This window comes from Streptomyces sp. NPDC001544 (assembly GCF_042894285.1).
Taxonomy (GTDB): domain Bacteria; phylum Actinomycetota; class Actinomycetes; order Streptomycetales; family Streptomycetaceae; genus Streptomyces.
Genome location: NZ_JBIAVN010000001.1, coordinates 452,055 through 469,601 on the forward strand (window position 1 = coordinate 452,055; position 17,547 = coordinate 469,601).

General features: G+C 71.8%; 13 protein-coding genes. 6 read left to right on the top strand and 7 right to left on the bottom strand.

Translation table 11 applies throughout. The features are described 5' to 3' along the window. The first annotated feature begins 57 nt into the window (after positions 1-57). Positions 58-975: a helix-turn-helix transcriptional regulator gene (locus tag ACFY0F_RS02005; protein WP_388787449.1), complete on the top strand. Its 918-nt coding sequence runs from the start codon at positions 58-60 to the stop codon at positions 973-975. Positions 976-1,193: 218 nt separating this feature from the next. Here the strand turns inward: ACFY0F_RS02005 and ACFY0F_RS02010 are convergent, their stop codons facing one another. After that, on the bottom strand, positions 1,194-2,636 hold the full coding sequence (locus ACFY0F_RS02010; RefSeq protein WP_388787453.1) for an MFS transporter: 1,443 nt from the start codon (positions 2,634-2,636) through the stop codon (positions 1,194-1,196). Positions 2,637-2,719: 83 nt separating this feature from the next. Here ACFY0F_RS02010 and dusB point away from each other — a divergent pair, with 83 nt between their 5' ends. Then, positions 2,720-3,862: a tRNA dihydrouridine synthase DusB gene (gene dusB, locus ACFY0F_RS02015; RefSeq protein WP_388787456.1), complete on the top strand. Its 1,143-nt coding sequence runs from the start codon at positions 2,720-2,722 to the stop codon at positions 3,860-3,862. A gap of 104 nt (positions 3,863-3,966) precedes the next feature. On the opposite strand, the gene ACFY0F_RS02020 is transcribed toward dusB, so the two are convergent. The 3 genes from ACFY0F_RS02020 to ACFY0F_RS02030 all read right to left on the bottom strand — a co-directional run bounded on the left by ACFY0F_RS02020 (position 3,967) and on the right by ACFY0F_RS02030 (position 9,976). Next, positions 3,967-5,583, bottom strand: a complete 1,617-nt coding sequence (locus ACFY0F_RS02020; RefSeq protein WP_388789142.1) for a CDP-alcohol phosphatidyltransferase — start codon at positions 5,581-5,583, stop codon at positions 3,967-3,969. 896 nt (positions 5,584-6,479) lie between these two features. Further along, complete coding sequence (locus ACFY0F_RS02025) at positions 6,480-8,417, bottom strand: glycogen debranching N-terminal domain-containing protein (protein WP_388787459.1); 1,938 nt, start codon at positions 8,415-8,417, stop codon at positions 6,480-6,482. Beyond that, positions 8,414-9,976 carry a hypothetical protein gene (locus ACFY0F_RS02030; protein ID WP_388787462.1) on the bottom strand — a complete coding sequence of 521 codons (1,563 nt, stop codon included), beginning with the start codon at positions 9,974-9,976 and terminating at the stop codon, positions 8,414-8,416. The genes ACFY0F_RS02025 and ACFY0F_RS02030 overlap by 4 nt, the downstream gene beginning before the upstream one ends. Positions 9,977-10,096: 120 nt before the next feature. On the opposite strand from ACFY0F_RS02030, the gene ACFY0F_RS02035 reads away from it, so the two are divergent. After that, on the top strand, positions 10,097-11,299 hold the full coding sequence (locus ACFY0F_RS02035) for an ROK family protein (protein ID WP_388787465.1): 1,203 nt from the start codon (positions 10,097-10,099) through the stop codon (positions 11,297-11,299). A gap of 461 nt (positions 11,300-11,760) precedes the next feature. Next, the gene (gene ppdK, locus ACFY0F_RS02040; RefSeq protein ID WP_388787468.1) at positions 11,761-14,481 is read left to right on the top strand and encodes a pyruvate, phosphate dikinase; all 2,721 of its coding nucleotides are present in this window, start codon (positions 11,761-11,763) and stop codon (positions 14,479-14,481) included. Positions 14,482-14,637: 156 nt separating this feature from the next. Here the strand turns inward: ppdK and ACFY0F_RS02045 are convergent, their stop codons facing one another. The 3 genes from ACFY0F_RS02045 to ACFY0F_RS02055 all read right to left on the bottom strand — a co-directional run bounded on the left by ACFY0F_RS02045 (position 14,638) and on the right by ACFY0F_RS02055 (position 16,013). Then, positions 14,638-14,949, bottom strand: coding sequence for a hypothetical protein (locus ACFY0F_RS02045; protein WP_388787470.1), 312 nt, complete (start codon positions 14,947-14,949; stop codon positions 14,638-14,640). Between the two features lie 240 nt (positions 14,950-15,189). Further along, positions 15,190-15,720, bottom strand: coding sequence for a DUF4232 domain-containing protein (locus ACFY0F_RS02050; protein WP_388787473.1), 531 nt, complete (start codon positions 15,718-15,720; stop codon positions 15,190-15,192). A 149-nt stretch (positions 15,721-15,869) separates the two neighbouring features. After that, positions 15,870-16,013 carry a hypothetical protein gene (locus tag ACFY0F_RS02055; RefSeq protein ID WP_388787476.1) on the bottom strand — a complete coding sequence of 48 codons (144 nt, stop codon included), beginning with the start codon at positions 16,011-16,013 and terminating at the stop codon, positions 15,870-15,872. An 83-nt stretch (positions 16,014-16,096) separates the two neighbouring features. On the opposite strand from ACFY0F_RS02055, the gene ACFY0F_RS02060 reads away from it, so the two are divergent. Beyond that, the gene (locus tag ACFY0F_RS02060) at positions 16,097-16,471 is read left to right on the top strand and encodes a hypothetical protein (protein WP_388787478.1); all 375 of its coding nucleotides are present in this window, start codon (positions 16,097-16,099) and stop codon (positions 16,469-16,471) included. Positions 16,472-16,600: 129 nt separating this feature from the next. After that, the gene (locus ACFY0F_RS02065) at positions 16,601-17,542 is read left to right on the top strand and encodes an oxidoreductase (protein WP_388787481.1); all 942 of its coding nucleotides are present in this window, start codon (positions 16,601-16,603) and stop codon (positions 17,540-17,542) included. Positions 17,543-17,547 lie beyond the last annotated feature (5 nt).

Genomic DNA, 17,547 nt, shown 5'->3' on the forward strand with positions numbered 1-17,547 from the left:
TCATCCTGGTACCAGCACTACCTGGCAACAGGATCCGGAACACGGCAGGCTGGTGACATGACGACCACGGCCCAGGAAACCACGACCCGGCCGGACCCAGGTCCGGAGACAGGCCCGGGCACAGGTCCGGACAGGGGTGCGGACATCCGCCGCCACGAGCTGGCCGCCTTCCTGCGCAGCCGCCGCGAGCGGATCACCCCCGAGCAGGTGGGGCTGCCCCGCGGGCTGCGCCGCCGCACCCCCGGACTGCGCCGCGAGGAGGTGGCCCAGCTCTCCGCGGTCGGCGTCACCTGGTACACCTGGCTCGAACAGGCGCGGGACATCCAGGTCTCCGTGCAGGTCCTCGACGCCCTGGCCCGCACCCTCATGCTGGACGGCAGCGAACGCGCCCACCTCTTCCAGCTGGCCGGCGCCGCCGATCCCACGCCCGCCTCGAACTGCTCGGGCGTCACCCCCGCCCAGCTGGAGCTGCTGCGCCGGCTGGAGCCCGTCCCGGCCTGCATCCAGAACAGCCGGTACGACATCCTCGCCTACAACCGCACCTACGCCCGTCTGATGGGCGACCTGGACGCCGTCCCGCCCGAGGACCGCAACTGCATGCTGCTCGTCTACACCAACGAGGAGTGGCGGGCCGCGATGGTCCACCTGGAGGAGACCAGGCGCCTGATGGCAGCCAAACTGCGCGCCTCCATGGCCGGCCACCTCGGGGAGCCCGCCTGGAAGATGCTGCTCAAGCGGCTGGAGGCCGCCTCGCCGGAGTTCCGCGAGCACTGGGACCGGTACGAGGTCGTCGCCGCCCGCAGCAAGACCAAGCAGTTCCTCAACCCGTACGTCGGCCTGCTCACCCTGGACCACACGGACCTGTGGCTGAGCCCGGAGCTCGGGGCGCGGATGGTCACCTACGTCCCCACGAACGAGGAGAGCAGGGAGCGCGTGGAGAAGCTGTACGCGTTCGCCCTCGAACAGCGGGCTTAGGCCCTGTCGTTTGGATCATCCCGGCGTCGCGGGGTCTGGCACGCACATCTGCGGCGTTGTCGTCGGTTGCCAACTCCCCCACTCTCGACTTCGCTCGAGCGGGGGGACCCCCATCGCGTTGTCGCCCTCCTCCGCCTTGCAGCTGCACGCACCAGACCCCGCTCGGGCCGCTCAGAAGGCGCCGTTATCTCCAGCCGGCCTGATCCAAACGACAGGGCCTAGCCGACGCCGGCCGCCTCCCGGACCTCGTTGGACTGAAGCCGCTCGGCGGTGCGTTCGGCCGTGCCGCGGGCCCAGCGGCCGCTGGTGAGCGCGCCGAGGGCGAGGATCGCGAGCCCGCACGCCGTGAGGATCCACCACCCCGGCCGGGCCGCCGACACGAACGCGGTCCGGTACGGGGACGAGCCGACCCCGGACGCCAGCACCGCGCCGACCACGGCGACCCCCAGCGTCTGCCCGAGCTGCCTGCTGGTGGAGGCGACGGCCGCGGCGACCCCGGCCTGCGCACGGGGCATCCCCGACACGGCCGTGTTGGTGATCGGCGCGTTCACGAAGCCGAACCCGATGCCGAACAGCACGTACCCGAGGACCAGTGTGACGTTCGACGTCTCCGCCTCGAACGCGGCGAACAGCACCCCGCTGACGGTGATGGCGAACCCGGCGACCAGCAGTGGCACTCGTGGCCCCCGGTTGCCGACCAGCCGTCCGGACAGCGGCGCGCACAGGAACGTCGGGACGGCCATCGGCAGCATCCACAGGCCGGCGTGCAGGGCGTCGAGGCCGCGCACGTTCTGCAGGTACAGGGTGGACAGGAACAGGAAGCCGCCCAGTGCCGCGAACGCGCTGATGGCGATCACCGTGGCCCCGCTGAACGGAGCCGACCGGAAGAACCGCAGGTCGATGAGGGGTTCGGCGCGGCGGGGTTCGTACCACAGCAGTCCGAGCAGGGCGACGAGGGCGATCAGCGCGAAGGGCAGCACCGCGGCGGTGCCCGAGTCCGGCGCCTCGATGATGGCGTACGTCAGCGAGCCGAACAGGGCGATCACCAGCAGCTGGCCGACCGGGTCGGGGCGGCGTGCCTTCGGGGCGCGGGACTCGGGGACGAAGCGCAGGGTGAGCAGGAGCGCGGCGAGGCCGACCGGGAGGTTGACCCAGAAGATCGAGCGCCAGCCGACCGACTCCACCAGCAGGCCGCCGACCAGCGGGCCGGCGGCCATGGATATGCCGACGACCGCACCCCACACGCCGATCGCGCGGGCGCGCTCGCGGGGGTCGGTGAAGGTGTTGGTGATGATCGACATGGCGACCGGGTTGAGCATGGAGCCGCCGACCGCCTGGATCATGCGGAAGGCGACCAGCGCGTCGAGGCTGGGCGCGAGGGAGCACAGCAGCGAGCCGGCCACGAACACGGTCAGGCCGGTCATGAAGACCTTCTTGCGGCCGACCCGGTCGGCGGTGGAGCCCGCGAGCATCAGCAGCGAGGCCAGCACCAGCGTGTAGGCGTCGATCGTCCACTGCAGGCCGGAGGTCGTGGCGTGCAGATCGCGCTGCATGGAGGGCAGGGCGACGTTCAGGGCGGTGACGTCGAGGCTGACGATCAGCAGGCTCATACAGCAGATCGCGAGCACGAGCAGACGTCGGCGGTGGCTGAGCTCGGGCATGCGTTCCATCGTACGCCGGTTTCGATAGTGCGTCTAACTAATTATTACTCCGAGGTCGGGCCCCGATGGGTGACAATGGGGCAATGTCCACGCCCACGCCGCCCCTGCCGATCGGCCCGCACACCGTCCAGCCGCCCGTCGTGCTCGCCCCCATGGCGGGCATCACCAACGCGCCCTTCCGCACCCTTTGCCGGGAGTTCAGCGAGGGCAAGGGGCTGTTCGTCAGCGAGATGATCACCACCCGGGCGCTGGTCGAACGCAACGAGAAGACCATGCAGCTGATCCACTTCGACGCGACCGAGAAGCCGCGCTCGATCCAGCTGTACGGCGTCGACCCGGCGACCGTCGGCAAGGCCGTCCGCATGATCGCGGAGGAGGACCTCGCCGACCACATCGACCTCAACTTCGGCTGCCCGGTCCCCAAGGTGACCCGCAAGGGCGGCGGCTCCGCCCTCCCGTTCAAGCGGAACCTGCTCCGCGCGATCCTGCGCGAGGCGGTGTCCGGCGCCGGCGACCTGCCGGTCACGATGAAGATGCGCAAGGGCATCGACGACGACCACATCACCTACCTCGACGCCGGACGCATCGCCGTGGAGGAGGGCGTCACGGCCATCGCCCTGCACGGCCGCACCGCCGCCCAGCACTACGGCGGCACCGCCGACTGGGACGCCATCGCCCGTCTGAAGGAGCACGTCCCGGAGATCCCGGTGCTCGGCAACGGCGACATCTGGTCGGCCGAGGACGCGCTGCGGATGGTCCGGGAGACCGGCTGCGACGGCGTGGTCGTGGGCCGCGGCTGCCTGGGGCGGCCGTGGCTGTTCGCCGACCTGGTGGCCGCCTTCGAGGGGCGTGAGCAGGACATCGCGCGGCCGTCCCTCCGCGAGGTCGCCGACGTCATGGTCCGCCACGCCACCCTGCTCGGCGAGTGGATCGGCGACGAGTCCAAGGGCGTGGTCGACTTCCGCAAGCACGTCGCCTGGTACCTGAAGGGCTTCGCGGTCGGCTCGGAGATGCGCAGGCGCCTCGCGATCACGTCGTCCCTGGAGGAGCTGCGGGCGGGTCTCGACGAACTGGACCTCGACCAGCCCTGGCCCACCGGCGCCGAGGGCCCCCGTGGCCGCACGTCCGGCAACAACCGGGTGGTCCTGCCGGACGGCTGGCTGAAGGACCCGTACGACTGCGCGGGCGTGAGCGAGGACGCGGAACTGGACACCTCCGGCGGCTGAGGCGGGCCCGCCGGTCCCCGCGGCACCTCGTCCCGCGGAGAAACGAAGCGCGCTCGCTTCGACGTCGAAGCGAGCGCGCGGCCGTGTCCTGAACGACGCGCCGGTCAGCGCGTCTTCGGGTGCGGGGTCGAGCCGTAGGCGGTCAGGAACCTGTCGCGGAAGGAGCTCATCTTCCACACCGGGGCGTCGTGGGCGGGGCGCAGGCCGTCCGTCCAGTTCCAGCCGGAGATCTTGTCCAGCAGCTTCGGGTCCTTGGCGACGATGGCGACCGGCACGTCACGGCTGGCGTGGTTGCCGCTGACCCGGGCGATGGGCTGGTGGTCGCCCAGGAAGACCAGCACCGTGTTCTTGTTGCCGTAGCGCTCCAGCCACTGGGTGAGGGCGGTCACCGAGTACTGGATGGACTTGCCGTACTCCTCGCGGGACTTCGTGGTGTCGGCGATGACGTCCTCCGGCTTGTTGCCCGCCGCCTCGATGCCCTTGAAGACCGAGCCGTCGCCGAGCTGGTCCCAGCCGACCATCTTCGGGATCGGCGCCCAGGGCTGGTGGCTGGAGGTCAGGATCAGCAGCGACATCCGCGACTTGCCGTCGGCCGGCTGCTTGCTGTGCACCCGCTCCTGGTACTGCTGAAGCGCGTACTGGTCGGGCATCGTCGACCAGCTGAACTTCGGGCCCCTGTAGCCGAGCTGGAAGGCGTTGTAGACCTTGTCGAGGCCGTACCACTTCTGCTCCGGCCAGCCCTTCTGCACGCCCGGCATCACACCGACCGTGTCGAACGCGCCGGTCTTCTTGAAGGCGTCGGTGAGGCTCAGGTGGTCGCTGGCCATGACCGTGCGGTATCGCTGCTGGTTGCTGATCCACAGACCCGACATGGTGGTGGAGTGGCCGAGCCAGCTGCTGCCGCCGTACGTCGCCGAGGTCAGCCAGCCGCTCTTGGCGTGGAAGCCCGCCTTGGCCAGGGCCTTGGTCCGGGCGTCCAGCGTGCTGTCCACGCCGGGCGCCATGATCGGGTCCTCGATGGCGCTGCGCCCGTAGCTCTCGATGAACGTGAAGATCATGTCCTTGCCGCGCAGGTCGGGCACCAACTGGTCGGCCGGCGTGTTGCCGAACGCGTCGACCTTGGCGACCTTCTCGAACTCCGCCTCGTCGTGCAGGGTGTTCATGACCTGGTGCGCCTGGAGCTTCAGGGCGGAGGCGGTGCGGTCCGAGGCGAGCGGCACACCGCCGAACTGGATGCCGAGGGAGGAGCAGGTGATCCAGGCGACGCCGGCGATCAGCGTGCCCCGAGTGGCCGAGCCGGTGTTCCGGGCGAGCAGGTTGCTCAGCCGGACCGTGGACAGGGCCAGCAGCAGGAACAGCAGCAGCACCAGGACGACGACGCCGACGGTGGCGGCCATCGTGACCGTCTTCCCGAGGGAGTCGTTCAGGTACGACTCCGCGTCACCGAGCAGGCTCCAGTCGAGGATGGGGTTGAAGCCCCGGCCGAGGTACTGGTTGAAGCCCATGTCGAGGAAGTTCAGCAGGGTCATCGCGCCGAGGGCGACCCCGGAGACGGCCGCCAGCACGATCCGGGGCCGGCGCGGCAGCGCCAGCATCACGGCGGCCCCGATGATCGCCTCCGCGGGTATCCGGGCGAACTTCATCGGCTTGAGCCCCACCACGGTGTTCGGCAGCAGCAGCGCGGCCACCACCAGCGCGGCGGCCAGCACGGTGACGGTCACCGACAGCACGGTGGCGGCGCCGGGATGCGCCGCCCGCCACGCCTCCCGCCGCCGGCGCAACCGGGCCCGACCGCTCCAGCCGGGCCAGGTGCGCCGCGCCGGCCGGGGAGGCGACGCGATCTCCTGCGCGCGGCCGTCCCCGAGGGCCGGATCGGTGCCTTCGGGCGCGGCTTCCTGCCCGGACTCGGGCTCGCCGGCTTCGGGGCCGCCTTCACGGGGCTCGGCTTCGGGGCGCTCGGCTTCAGGGGCGTCCGCGGTCGGGGTTTCCGGGGTGGCGGCCGCGTTCCCCGATGCCTTCTCCGGCGCGGACCCATGGCCGTCGGCCGGGGGAGCGGACGGGTGCCCCACCCCCTGCGTCGGCTCCGGATCAGCTTCCTCCTGCGCGGGCGTGGACTCGGCGGCTTCGTGGGTCTCGGCTTCGGGGGCGTCCGCGGGCGGGGTTTCCGGGGTGGCGGCAGCGTCTGCCGTCGCCTTCGCGGGCGCGGGCTTCCGGTCGTCGGCCGAGGAGACGGGCGGGTGCCCGGCGTCCGGGCCGGTGCCGGCTTCCGTTTCCGGGGTGGGCGCCTCGGCGGTGGCGCCCTGCCCGGCTGGAGCCTCGTCGGCGCTGGTGCCCCGTGCCTGGGCCGGGATACGGGGCGCGGACCCGGCCTCGGACTCGGCCCCGGGTCCCTCGGATTCCGGACGGACGGCGGCGCCGTCCGTTTCCGGTGACTGGCTGGTGCTCGTGTGCTGAGGCAACCCGGAGGTCCTTCCGTGCGGGGCCCGTGGACGGCGATGGCGGGCCACGCGGGGAGGCAGGGGCCCGCCGCCATTCCGTACGGTTCGTCCCCGGCGCCTGTTCAGGGCCCTTTGCAAACACCCGGCAAACGGCTCGTCAATCCTCAGCAGGACAGGGCCTAGGCGCCCCCGACCGCCGTGAGCAGCGCCAACGGGGCCGCCGCGGAGCGGGACTCGCGGATGCAGGCGTGCGGGTAGGGTACCGGCTCGGCGTGGGTGCCGCGGCTGTACCCGGCGAGCACCTCCGGCAGCCGGTGGCCCGTCGCCGTCGCCGCGTCGACCAGGGCGTGGGCGACCGTGCGGGCCTCGTCGTGCAGGCCGTAGCGGGCCAGGCCGAGCGCGAGCAGCGCGTTGTCGTGCGGCCAGACCGAACCGCGGTGGTACGACAGCGGGTGGTACGCCGGCTGCCCGGCCGCCAGTGTGCGTACGCCCCAGCCCGAGAAGAAGTCCGGCTCCAGGAGCCTGCGGCCGACCGCCTCCCCGTACTCCTTGTCCAGCAGCCCCGACCACAGCAGGTGCCCCGCGTCCGAGGCCAGCGCGTCGACCTGGCGGCCCTCCCCGTCCAGCGCGAGCGCCGGGAACGACCGCTCCGCCATCCAGAAGTCCCGCTGGAAGCGGTCGCGCAGGTCGGCGGCGGTCTGTTCCAGCAGGGCGGAGTAGGTCTCGTCGTCCCACACCGTGCGCGCCAGCCACGCCGTGCGCCGCAGCGCGTCGTACGCGTAGCCCTGGGCCCCCGCCGCCGTCACCGGCCCGTGCGGACGGGTGCCGTCGGCCGAGCAGATGGCACCGGGGGAGTCCTTCCAGTTCTGGTTGGCCAGACCGCCCCGGTCGGCGCGGTAGACCAGATAGCCGCGCGAGGTCAGCCCGCCGTGGTCGAGCATCCAGCCGACCGCAGCGCGCGCGTGCGGCTCCAGCCGCCGGGCGAGGGCCGTGTCCCCGGTCTGTTCGACGTACGCGCCGAGCAGCACGAGGAACAGCGGGGTGGCGTCGACCGAGCCGTAGTACCGCCCGTACGGCACCTGCCCGAAGTACGCCAGCTCCCCGTGCCGCACCTCGTGCACGATCTTGCCGGGCTGGGCGACCGAGTCCACGGCGGTCCCCGTCGCCTGCGTGGCGGCGAGCGCGACCAGCGTGTCGGCGGCCGGCCGGGGCCGGTAGGGAAGGGTGAACAGCGAGGTCAGCAGGGCGTCGCGGCCCAGCAGCGTGAGGAACCAGGGCGCGCCGGCCGCCGGTACGCGCAGCTCCTCCCCGTCCGGCCCGGTCGCCGGCACCTGGAGCGAGGCCAGGTCGGTCAGGCCCCGGGCGCAGGCCGCCGCCAGCTCCGGCCAGCCGGTCGGGAAGGCCACCCCCTCGAGGAACTCGCCCTCCAGCGCGAGGAGCCGTTCGTTCAGTGCGGCGGGGGAGCGCGGCACCCTGAGGGCCCGCTTGTCGCCGTGCGGCCGGGCGATCACACGCAGCACCAACTCGGCCGTGCCGTGCGGTTCCAGAGCGAGGCTCCAGACCAGCCGACGGGCCCCCGTGCCGGTCTCCTCCACGCCGTCGGGCGCGGGATCGGCCGTGATGGTCGTACGAGAGCGCCAATCACCGCGCCGGTAGCCGAACTCCAGCCCGTCGTCCAGGACCTCGCGGGAACGCACGGCACCGGTCTTGGCGTAGGTGCGGTGGTCGGAGCGCAGCTCGAACTGGTCGGTGAAGTCGGCGTCGGCGGTGATCGCCAGGCGGACCGTGGTGGGCACCGGGCGGTTGCTGGTCACCCGCAGCAGTTCCACGAACGAGCCGTCCCCGACGGCCTGTTCACGGAACACAGTGTGTGCGGGCGGCTCCTGCCGGCCGCCGCGCGGCACCAGCACGCAGCGCGCGCCGTCCCCGTCCGCGACCGGCGTGAGCACCTCGGGCACCGCGCCGTCGACGGTGAGCTGCCAGCGGCTGAGGTGCCGGGCGTCGCGGACGAACAACCCGTCCGGTAAGCCGCCGCCCCGGACGCCGCTGATGTCGCCCCGGTCGCCCACGGCGGCGAACGTCGCGCCGTGCACGAGCAGATGATGCCGGTCGGTCATCCCCGGTCCCCTCCCTTGTCACCCCTGATCGAAGCCTCCGTGCCGAAGCCGTCCCGGCCGGAGGCGTTCCTGCCGAAGCCGTCCGTGCCGAAGCCGTTCCTGTCCGAGCCACTCCTGGCGAACGGGCCGACCCCCTCGGGGGACACGACGGCCCCGGGGGAGTCGTGCAGCAGATCGAGCGTGAGCGCGGCCGTCCAGCTGAAGCCGAGCGCGCCGCAGGCCTCGCCGGTGTACGGGTCGACGTACTCGGCGAAACCGGTCGCCCCGGCGGTCCGCACCAGCGCCTCCCGCAGGGCGTCGGCCCGCTCCCGCTCGCCGTGCGCCCGCAGACCCCGCTCCACCAGCCAGCCGGTGTTGAACCAGGCCGGCCCCCGCCAGTAGCGGTGCGGGTCGAAGGACTCTCCGAGCAGGTCGTAGCTGGGCACCAGCCGCGTGGCCCCGCCCAGGCCGAAGTGCGGTCCGGTGAGCGTGCCGACCAGCGCGGTGGCCACCTCGCCGGGCAGGCCGGGCAGCAGGAGCGGGACCAGCCCGGAGACGCCGCGCTCGGGGACCAGTCCGCCGCCCCGCAGATCCCGGCAGAAGAACATCCCCCGCGCCGGATCCCACAGCCGCTCCACCAGCGCCGCCGTGAGGCGCTCCGCGCGCGCCTGCCGGGCCGTGGCGGTCGCGCCCAGTTCGCCGGCGATCCGGGCCAGCGCGTGCTCGGAGGCGATGAGCAGGGCGTTGAAGGCCGGGTCCTCGACGGCGAACTCCCCCGCGCCGTCCCTTTCGCCCCCGCCCAGCCCATCCCGGTACCCCCGGTCGCGGTACTCCGTCGCCAGCCGCACGTACCGCCCGTAGTCCAGGTCCGTCGGCCGGTCCTCGGGCGAGCCGTGGGCGAGGTCGGCGCGGCGGAAGGTGCGGGTCGGTGCGGGGGTGACCCGGGAGAGCGGCGCGTCCCAGCACGGGCTGTTGTCCATGCCCTGCTCCCAGGGGTGGACCACGGACACCAGCCCGCCGCCGCCCAGATCCCGCCGGTGCAGCAGGTAGCGGTGCCAGGCGGCCAGCCGCGGGTACACCCGGGGCAGGAAGCCCCGCGCGCGCGAGAGCCCCGGGTCGGCGCGGTGCACCAGCCAGGCCGCCAGCGCGTGCACCGGTGGCTGCACGATCCCCGAGGTCTGTACGGTGCGCGGGGCGCCCGCAGCGCGCCCCGCGGTCGAGGAGCGCCAGAAGTCGGGGCTCGGAAAGTACGCGTCGAACGGTACGGAGGGGTTGAAGACGATGTGCGGGACGCGCCCGTCGCCCCACTGCGCGGACAGCAGCGTCTCCAGTTCGGCTTGCGCCCGTAACGGCGAGATATGGCGCAGGCCGATCGCGATGAACGCGGAGTCCCAGGACCACTGGTGCGGATACAGGCTGCGCGAGGGCACCGTCGACGTGCCCGTCCAGTTGCGCTCCAGCACGCGCGCGGCGCCGGCGGCGGGATCCGGCGGCGCTCCGCCCGGTCCCGCCGTCGACGGAAGACCGTATGCGATCGCACCCTCGGTGCGGTCGTTGGCGAGCTGGGCAGTGCGATCCACTCGGGGCTCCCCGAAAGACGTCCGGCCGACCGGTTCGGCCGTGGCTACCGTAGAGTTACGTCTATTTAACACGCAAAACTCACTATGTAATGCAGGCTTGAGAAGCACAAGGGGGTGCGCATGAGCGGTCGGAGTCAGGCGAGCGCCGGCGATCTGCTCGCACTGGTGCGTACCGGGCGTGCCACCACGCGCGGTGCCCTCCAGCAGGTCACCGGTCTGTCCCGGGCGACCGTCGGCCAGCGCCTGGACCGCCTGTTCCGGGCCGGCTGGCTGCGTGAGGGCGCCGGGGGCCCGGTCGACTCCCCGCTGGGCGGCCGCCCTTCGATCACCCTGGAGTTCGACGACGCGCACGCCGTCGTCCTCGCCGCCGACCTCGACACCCGGCACGCGCGCGCGGCCGTCCTCACGCTGACCGGCGAGATACTCGCCGAGCACTCCGGCGCGCTGGCCGTCGAGGGCGGCCCGGACGCGGTGCTCGGCGAGCTGGGCCGGTGGTTCGCCGAGCTGCTGGAGAAGGCCGGGCACCGGGCGGAGGAGGTGTGCGGCATCGGGCTCGCGGTCCCCGGGCCGGTCGACAGCGAGACCGGCCGGGTCGTCCAGCCGCCGATCATGCCCGGCTGGGACGGCTACGACATAAGAGGCCGCCTGGCCCGCGCCCTCACCGAGCACACGGGCGTCCCGCCCGTTCCCGTGCTGGTCGACAACGACGCCAACCTCATGGCGTACGGGGAGCAGCGCGCCGGCCACCCGGACTGCTCGGCGTTCATACTGGTCAAGGTGTCGACGGGCATCGGCGCGGGCGTGGTGGTCGGCGGCTCCATCTACCGGGGCGTCGACGGCGGGGCCGGGGACATCGGGCACATCCGGGTACCGGAGGGCGCGGGGGCGCTGTGCCGGTGCGGGTCGTACGGCTGTCTGGCCGCCGTCGCCAGCGGTGGTGCGGTGGCCCGACGGCTCGCCGAGACGGGCGTGCCGGCCGCCAGCGGCTCGGACGTGCGGGACCTGCTGGCGGCCGGGCATCCGGAGGCGGCGGCGCTCGCCCGGGAGGCCGGCCGCCGGGTCGGGGACGTCCTGGCGACCGTGGTGACCCTGCTCAACCCGGGTGTGCTGATGATCGCCGGGGACCTCGCGGGCACGCCCTTCCTCACCGGTGTGCGGGAGCTGCTCTACCAGCGGGCGCTGCCGCGCTCCACCGCCCACCTGGACGTCGTCACCTCACGGCTCGGGGAGCGGGCCGGGCTGGTGGGGGCCGGAGCGCTGGTCGTGGAACACCTGTACGCGCCGGAGCGGGTGGAGGAGCGGCTGCTGGCGCTGGGCGTGTGACACCCACGCTCCCCACCCTGCTCCTTGTCTGCGCCCGCGCATCCGGTCGTCGCTTTGTCCGCGTTTGTCGTTCGGACACCCGTCCGCATGGTGAAATCCGCTCCGCTGTGGCAGCGTGATTCTCGCCACCCTTGATAAGGGTTGCGCTCAGATGAGCGGATCTTGCACGGCTGCACTTCCTCAAGGGGTGGCACTCGGTGCCATCTCTTGATCGTTCATCGATCGAAATCAGACGTGGCACGACCTGCTCATCTGAGCAGAAAACCGCACCTCTGGCCACTTGCGCGTTCAAGAAGTGAAAACACGGGCCCGTCACCACTTGCCAAGCTTTGACTTTCGATCCGCTGGCGGACGACTGGTTACGGGCGCATGACACGCAAGTGGACGTACCCAGGCACCTTCGATCTGGGTATGTTCCTCGCCGTCAGGGCAGCCACCGCGGCCTCAAGGAGTCGAGACCCGTGTCGGAAAACAAAGAACCCCGCGTAGCGAAGTTCGTCTACGACTTCACCGAGGGCAACAAGGACCTCAAGGACCTGCTCGGTGGCAAGGGTGCGAACCTCGCCGAGATGACCAACCTGGGGCTTCCCGTCCCGCCCGGCTTCACCATCACCACCGAGGCCTGCAAGGTCTACCTCGACAGTGGTGAGGAGCCGGCGGACCTGCGTGACGAGGTGAGTGCGCACCTCGACGCCCTCGAGCAGAAGATGGGCAAGAAGCTCGGCCAGGCCGACGACCCCCTCCTCGTCTCCGTCCGCTCCGGCGCCAAGTTCTCCATGCCCGGAATGATGGACACCGTCCTGAACATCGGCCTGTCCGACAAGTCGGTGCAGGGCCTGGCCAAGCAGGCCGGCGACGAGCGCTTCGCCTGGGACTCCTACCGCCGCCTCATCCAGATGTTCGGCAAGACCGTCCTCGGCGTCGACGGCGACCTCTTCGAGGAGGCCCTCGACAAGGCCAAAGCCGCCAAGAAGGTCACGGTCGACACCGAGCTGGAGGCCGCGGACCTGAAGAAGCTGGTCACCACCTTCAAGAAGATCGTCAAGAAGGAGGCCGGCCGGGACTTCCCGCAGGACCCGCGCGAGCAGATGGACCTCGCCATCAAGGCGGTCTTCGACTCCTGGAACGGCGACCGCGCCAAGCTCTACCGCCGCCAGGAGCGCATCCCGCACGACCTCGGCACGGCCGTCAACGTCTGCTCCATGGTCTTCGGCAACCTGGGCCCCGACTCCGGCACCGGCGTCGCCTTCACCCGCGACCCGGCCTCCGGCCACCAGGGCGTGTACGGCGACTACCTGCAGAACGCGCAGGGCGAGGACGTGGTCGCGGGCATCCGCAACACCGTCCCGCTGGCCGAGCTGGAGCAGATCGACAAGAAGTCGTACGACCAGCTCATGCAGATCATGGAGACCCTGGAGAACCACTACAAGGATCTCTGCGACATCGAGTTCACCATCGAGCGCGGCCAGCTGTGGATGCTGCAGACCCGCGTCGGCAAGCGCACCGCCGGTGCCGCCTTCCGCATCGCCACCCAGCTGGTGGACCAGGGCCTGATCGACGAGACCGAGGCGCTGCAGCGGGTCAACGGCGCCCAGCTCGCCCAGCTGATGTTCCCCCGCTTCGACGAGCACGCCAAGGCCGAGCAGGTCGGCCGGGGCATCGCCGCCTCGCCGGGCGCGGCCGTCGGCAAGGCGGTCTTCGACTCCTACACCGCCGTCAAGTGGTCCCGCTCCGGGGAGAAGGTCATCCTGGTCCGCCGCGAGACCAACCCCGACGACCTCGACGGCATGATCGCGGCCGAGGGCATCCTCACCTCCCGCGGCGGCAAGACCTCCCACGCGGCCGTCGTCGCGCGCGGCATGGGCAAGACCTGTGTCTGCGGCGCCGAGGACCTGGAGGTCGACACCAAGCGGCGCCGGATGACGGTACCGGGCGGGCACGTCGTCGAGGAGGGCGACGTGATCTCCATCGACGGCTCCAGCGGCAAGGTCTACCTGGGCGAGGTCCCGGTGGTGCCCTCCCCGGTCGTGGAGTACTTCGAGGGCCGGATGCACGCGGGCGCCCACGACGCCGACGAACTCGTCGAGGCCGTGCACCGGATCATGGCCTTCGCCGACCGCAAGCGCCGGCTGCGGGTGCGGGCCAACGCGGACAACGCCGAGGACGCGCTGCGCGCCCGTCGCTTCGGAGCGCAGGGCATCGGGCTGTGCCGCACCGAGCACATGTTCCTCGGCGACCGCCGGGAGCTGGTCGAGCGCCTCATCCTGGCCGACACGCAGGAGGAGCGCGAGGAGAGCCTGAAGGCGCTGCTCCCGATGCAGAAGCAGGACTTCGTGGAGCTGTTCTCCGCGATGGACGGCCTCCCGGTGACGATCCGCCTCCTGGACCCGCCGCTGCACGAGTTCCTCCCCGACATCACGGAGCTCTCGGTCCGCGTGGCCCTCGCCGAGTCCCGGCAGGAGCCGCACGAGAACGAGCTGCGCCTGCTCCAGGCCGTCCACCGGCTGCACGAGCAGAACCCGATGCTGGGCTTGCGCGGTGTCCGGCTCGGCCTGGTCATCCCCGGCCTGTTCACGATGCAGGTCCGCGCGATCGCCGAGGCCGCGGCCGAGCGCATGAACGCCAAGGGCGACCCGCGCGCGGAGATCATGATCCCGCTCGTCGGCACCGTCCAGGAGCTGGAGATCGTCCGCGAGGAGGCCGACCGGGTCGTCGCCGAGGTCGAGGCCGCCACGGGCACCCGGCTGAAGCTCGCGATCGGCACGATGATCGAGCTGCCGCGTGCCGCGCTGACCGCCGGCCAGATCGCCGAGGCGGCGGAGTTCTTCTCCTTCGGCACCAACGACCTCACCCAGACGGTGTGGGGCTTCAGCCGGGACGACGTCGAGGCCTCGTTCTTCACGGCGTACCTGGAGAAGGGCATCTTCGGGGTGTCGCCGTTCGAGACGATCGACAAGGACGGCGTCGGCTCCCTGGTCAAGGCCGCGGCGAAGGCGGGCCGCGAGACCCGTCCCGACCTGAAGCTCGGCGTCTGCGGTGAGCACGGCGGCGACCCCGAGTCGGTCCACTTCTTCCACGAGGCCGGGCTCGACTACGTCTCCTGCTCCCCGTTCCGCATCCCGGTCGCCCGCCTGGAGGCGGGCCGCGCGGCCACCCAGTCGGCGGGCAGCGACCACCGCTGACCCACCGGGAAGGCCCCGGAGCCGCCGCTTGTCACCCGACCCTCACCGATCGGCGGCGGCTCCGGCGCACCAGAAGGGAGGGGCGGCACCCTGTGCGGGGGTGCCGTCCCTCCTGCCGTCGGTCCTCAGGGGACTCCCGCCACCGGCCGGGGGCGGTCAGGCCGGGGGCGGTGGCGGGAACAGCAGGATGACGGTGACGTGCGGTCCGTCGTCGGGGTGGTCCTCGGTCCTGAAGTGGATCAGCCTGGCCATGGCGAGCTGGTGCAGGGCCATGCGTACGGCCTCGGGCTGGACTCCGAGGGCGCGGGCGGCGGGGTCGACCGGAAAGCGGACCGTGCGGGCGAGGTGGACCTGGCGCGGATCGGCCGCGAGGTCCACCAGGAGCCCGGCCATCACCGCCCCGTGGGTGACCTGTCGGGCTCGAAGCACCCAGCCGAGTATCCAGCTCTCGGTCGAAGGGGCGTTCACGTCCACATCCACCTCGCTCCTGCCGGGCCCCGCCCCCAGCTTGCGCGACACCGCCGCCGGCCACGACGCGGTGAGGCCGAACGGTGGTGGGTCCAGCCGGTGTGCCGGATGTTCCCGGTCGACGCGCGCCCTCAACGGCTGCTCCCATGCGAAGCCGCGGCATCCGGTGCGGGCTGTGAGGGGCGGCAGATCCCGGTCCCCTGTTCATGGGGTCGGTCCGGTGCCGCCCCTCCTTTCCGCTCAGAAGGTGCCGTCGGTGTTGACCGGCCCCACCTGGAAGACGCCGGAACAGGTCTTCCAGCCGGCCGGAACGAGGACCGCCTTGGTGGAGGCCGGCGGATAGACCCTGAGGTAGCTGCCGGTACGCAGGCACGGACCGCCGACGGGACCGTTGGTGGTGCGGACGACCGCCGACGCGGAGTGGGCGGGGGCGAGGGCGACCGTGGAGTAGGACGAGCCGCTGTGGGTGGCGGCCGGCCCGATCTGCCGGTGCGCGGAGTCGAGGACGCTGACGCCCGGGTAGCCGCGCAGGGCGCAGCCGGTGGTGCTGGTGTTGGTGAACCGGACCGGCCAGTAGAGCGAGCCCGCCGCGCCCTCCTTGCGGCCCATGGAGAGGTACAGGTCATTCACGGTGCAGGTACGCGTGCCGCTCGACGCCTGCTGCGCCTGAGCCGCCGTCGTCACGCCCCAGGTGACCCCCGCCGCCGCGAGGACGGTGGTCACAGAGACGGCGATGCCGCGCCGGGTGAGGTGGGAAGAGTGCAGAGCCATGGCGCATCCGCCTCCATCTGGGCGAATGGGTGGATTGGGTCGCAATGTTGGACGCGGCTGCGGCGGAAATGGTTGTACGGGGCGCACGCCGGCCGGCGCGTGACGTACGGGGACGCGCCGGCCGACTCACGGGGCAGGGACGGCGCTCCTCACCGGTTGCCGGACCGGGCGAGAACCGTGCGCGCGTTGCGGACCAGCCGCGTGTCGTGTGCCTTCTGCGCCTCCAGCCGCTGCTTGTGGGAGGCGATCTCCTTCCTCTGGTAGGCGACCTCCGCCCCGTGCCAGACGTCCACGAGACGACTGCTCTTCTTGCACCCTACGTACCGGACGATCGCGGCCCCGCCACAGCGAGCACGACTTCCAGAACACTCTCGACGTGAACGACGGCGATTCCATCCCGCCGAAGGCCCACGCCGAGTCGACCATGTGGTGGTCGGTGCTCGATTCCGTGGTGAAGGACGATTCCACGCGCTTCACGAGCTTCAAGATCACCACAAGGCTGGAGTACCGCACGGACAAGGCGGCGGCGGACAACGTCGTCACATCGAAGACGTGCGACTGGACCAAGATCGTCAATGACAACCTCGAGTGGCACACCGACGCCCCGGCCAATACCTGCGCCACATCGAACCAGACGTACCTGAAGGAGCTGTACTGGTCGGCGGACTGCACAGTCGTCTACGACATCACGGGTGACGGCAAGGGAGCGATCACGAAGAAGCTGAACGGCTCTCCGCTGGGCCACGGCTGATCCGGCTCCGTCGCCCACGCGAGTGCGCGCCACACCGAGCTCCGCTCGGGGTGTGGTCATGGACCTCATGATCCCCGGAGGACATCCTTGGGGTCAGAGGTTTCCGGCACTCACGGTAAGGACCCGATCATGCCCGCCTGGACCGTCGACCGTATCCCCGACCAGACCGGCCGCACCGCTGTCGTCACCGGCGCCAACAGCGGCCTCGGGTACGTCACCGCGCGGGAGCTCGCGCGCCGGGGGGCCCGGGTGGTGCTCGCCTGCCGGAGCGAGGCGCGGGGGAACGCGGCGGCCGACCGGATCGTGGCCGAAGTGCCCAAGGCGCGGGCCGAGTTCATGCGGCTCGACCTCGCAGACCTGGCGTCCGTACGGGAGTTCGCGGAACGGCTGCCGTACGAGCGGGTCGACCTGCTCGTCAACAACGCCGGAGTGATAGGGCTCCCGTACGGGACCACGGCCGACGGCTTCGAGACCCAGTTCGGCGTCAATCATCTGGGGCACTTCGCCCTCACCGGTCTGCTGCTGCCCACGCTGCTCGCCACGCCCGGCGCCCGGATCGTGACCGTGTCCAGCGTGATGCACACCCTGGCCAACATCGATCCCTCCGACCTGAACAGCGCGCGCCGCTACCGGCGCTGGGTCGCCTATGCCCGGTCCAAGACCGCCAACCTGCTCTTCACCCACGAGCTGGCCCGGCGGCTGGCGGCCTACGGGGCGGACGTGGTGGCAGCCGCGGCCCATCCCGGCTACGCCGCCACCAACCTCCAGACCGCCGGCCTCCGGGCCGAGGGGCGCCGGGCCGTCGAGCGGCTGGTGGAGCTCGGCAACCGGGTCGTCGCCCAGACGGCCGACGCGGGGGCCCTGCCGGCGCTGTACGCGGCGACCGCCCCCGACGTACGGCCCGACGCCTTCGTCGGCCCGTCCTTCGCGATGTGGAGGGGCGCGCCGGCCCTGTCATGGCGAGCGCCGTGGACGCTCAACGACGCGATGGGGGAGCGGCTCTGGACGGAGTCCGAACGGCTGACGGGCGTCACGTACGACGCGCTGAAGCAGCGACGCTCCTTTTCCTGACCGAT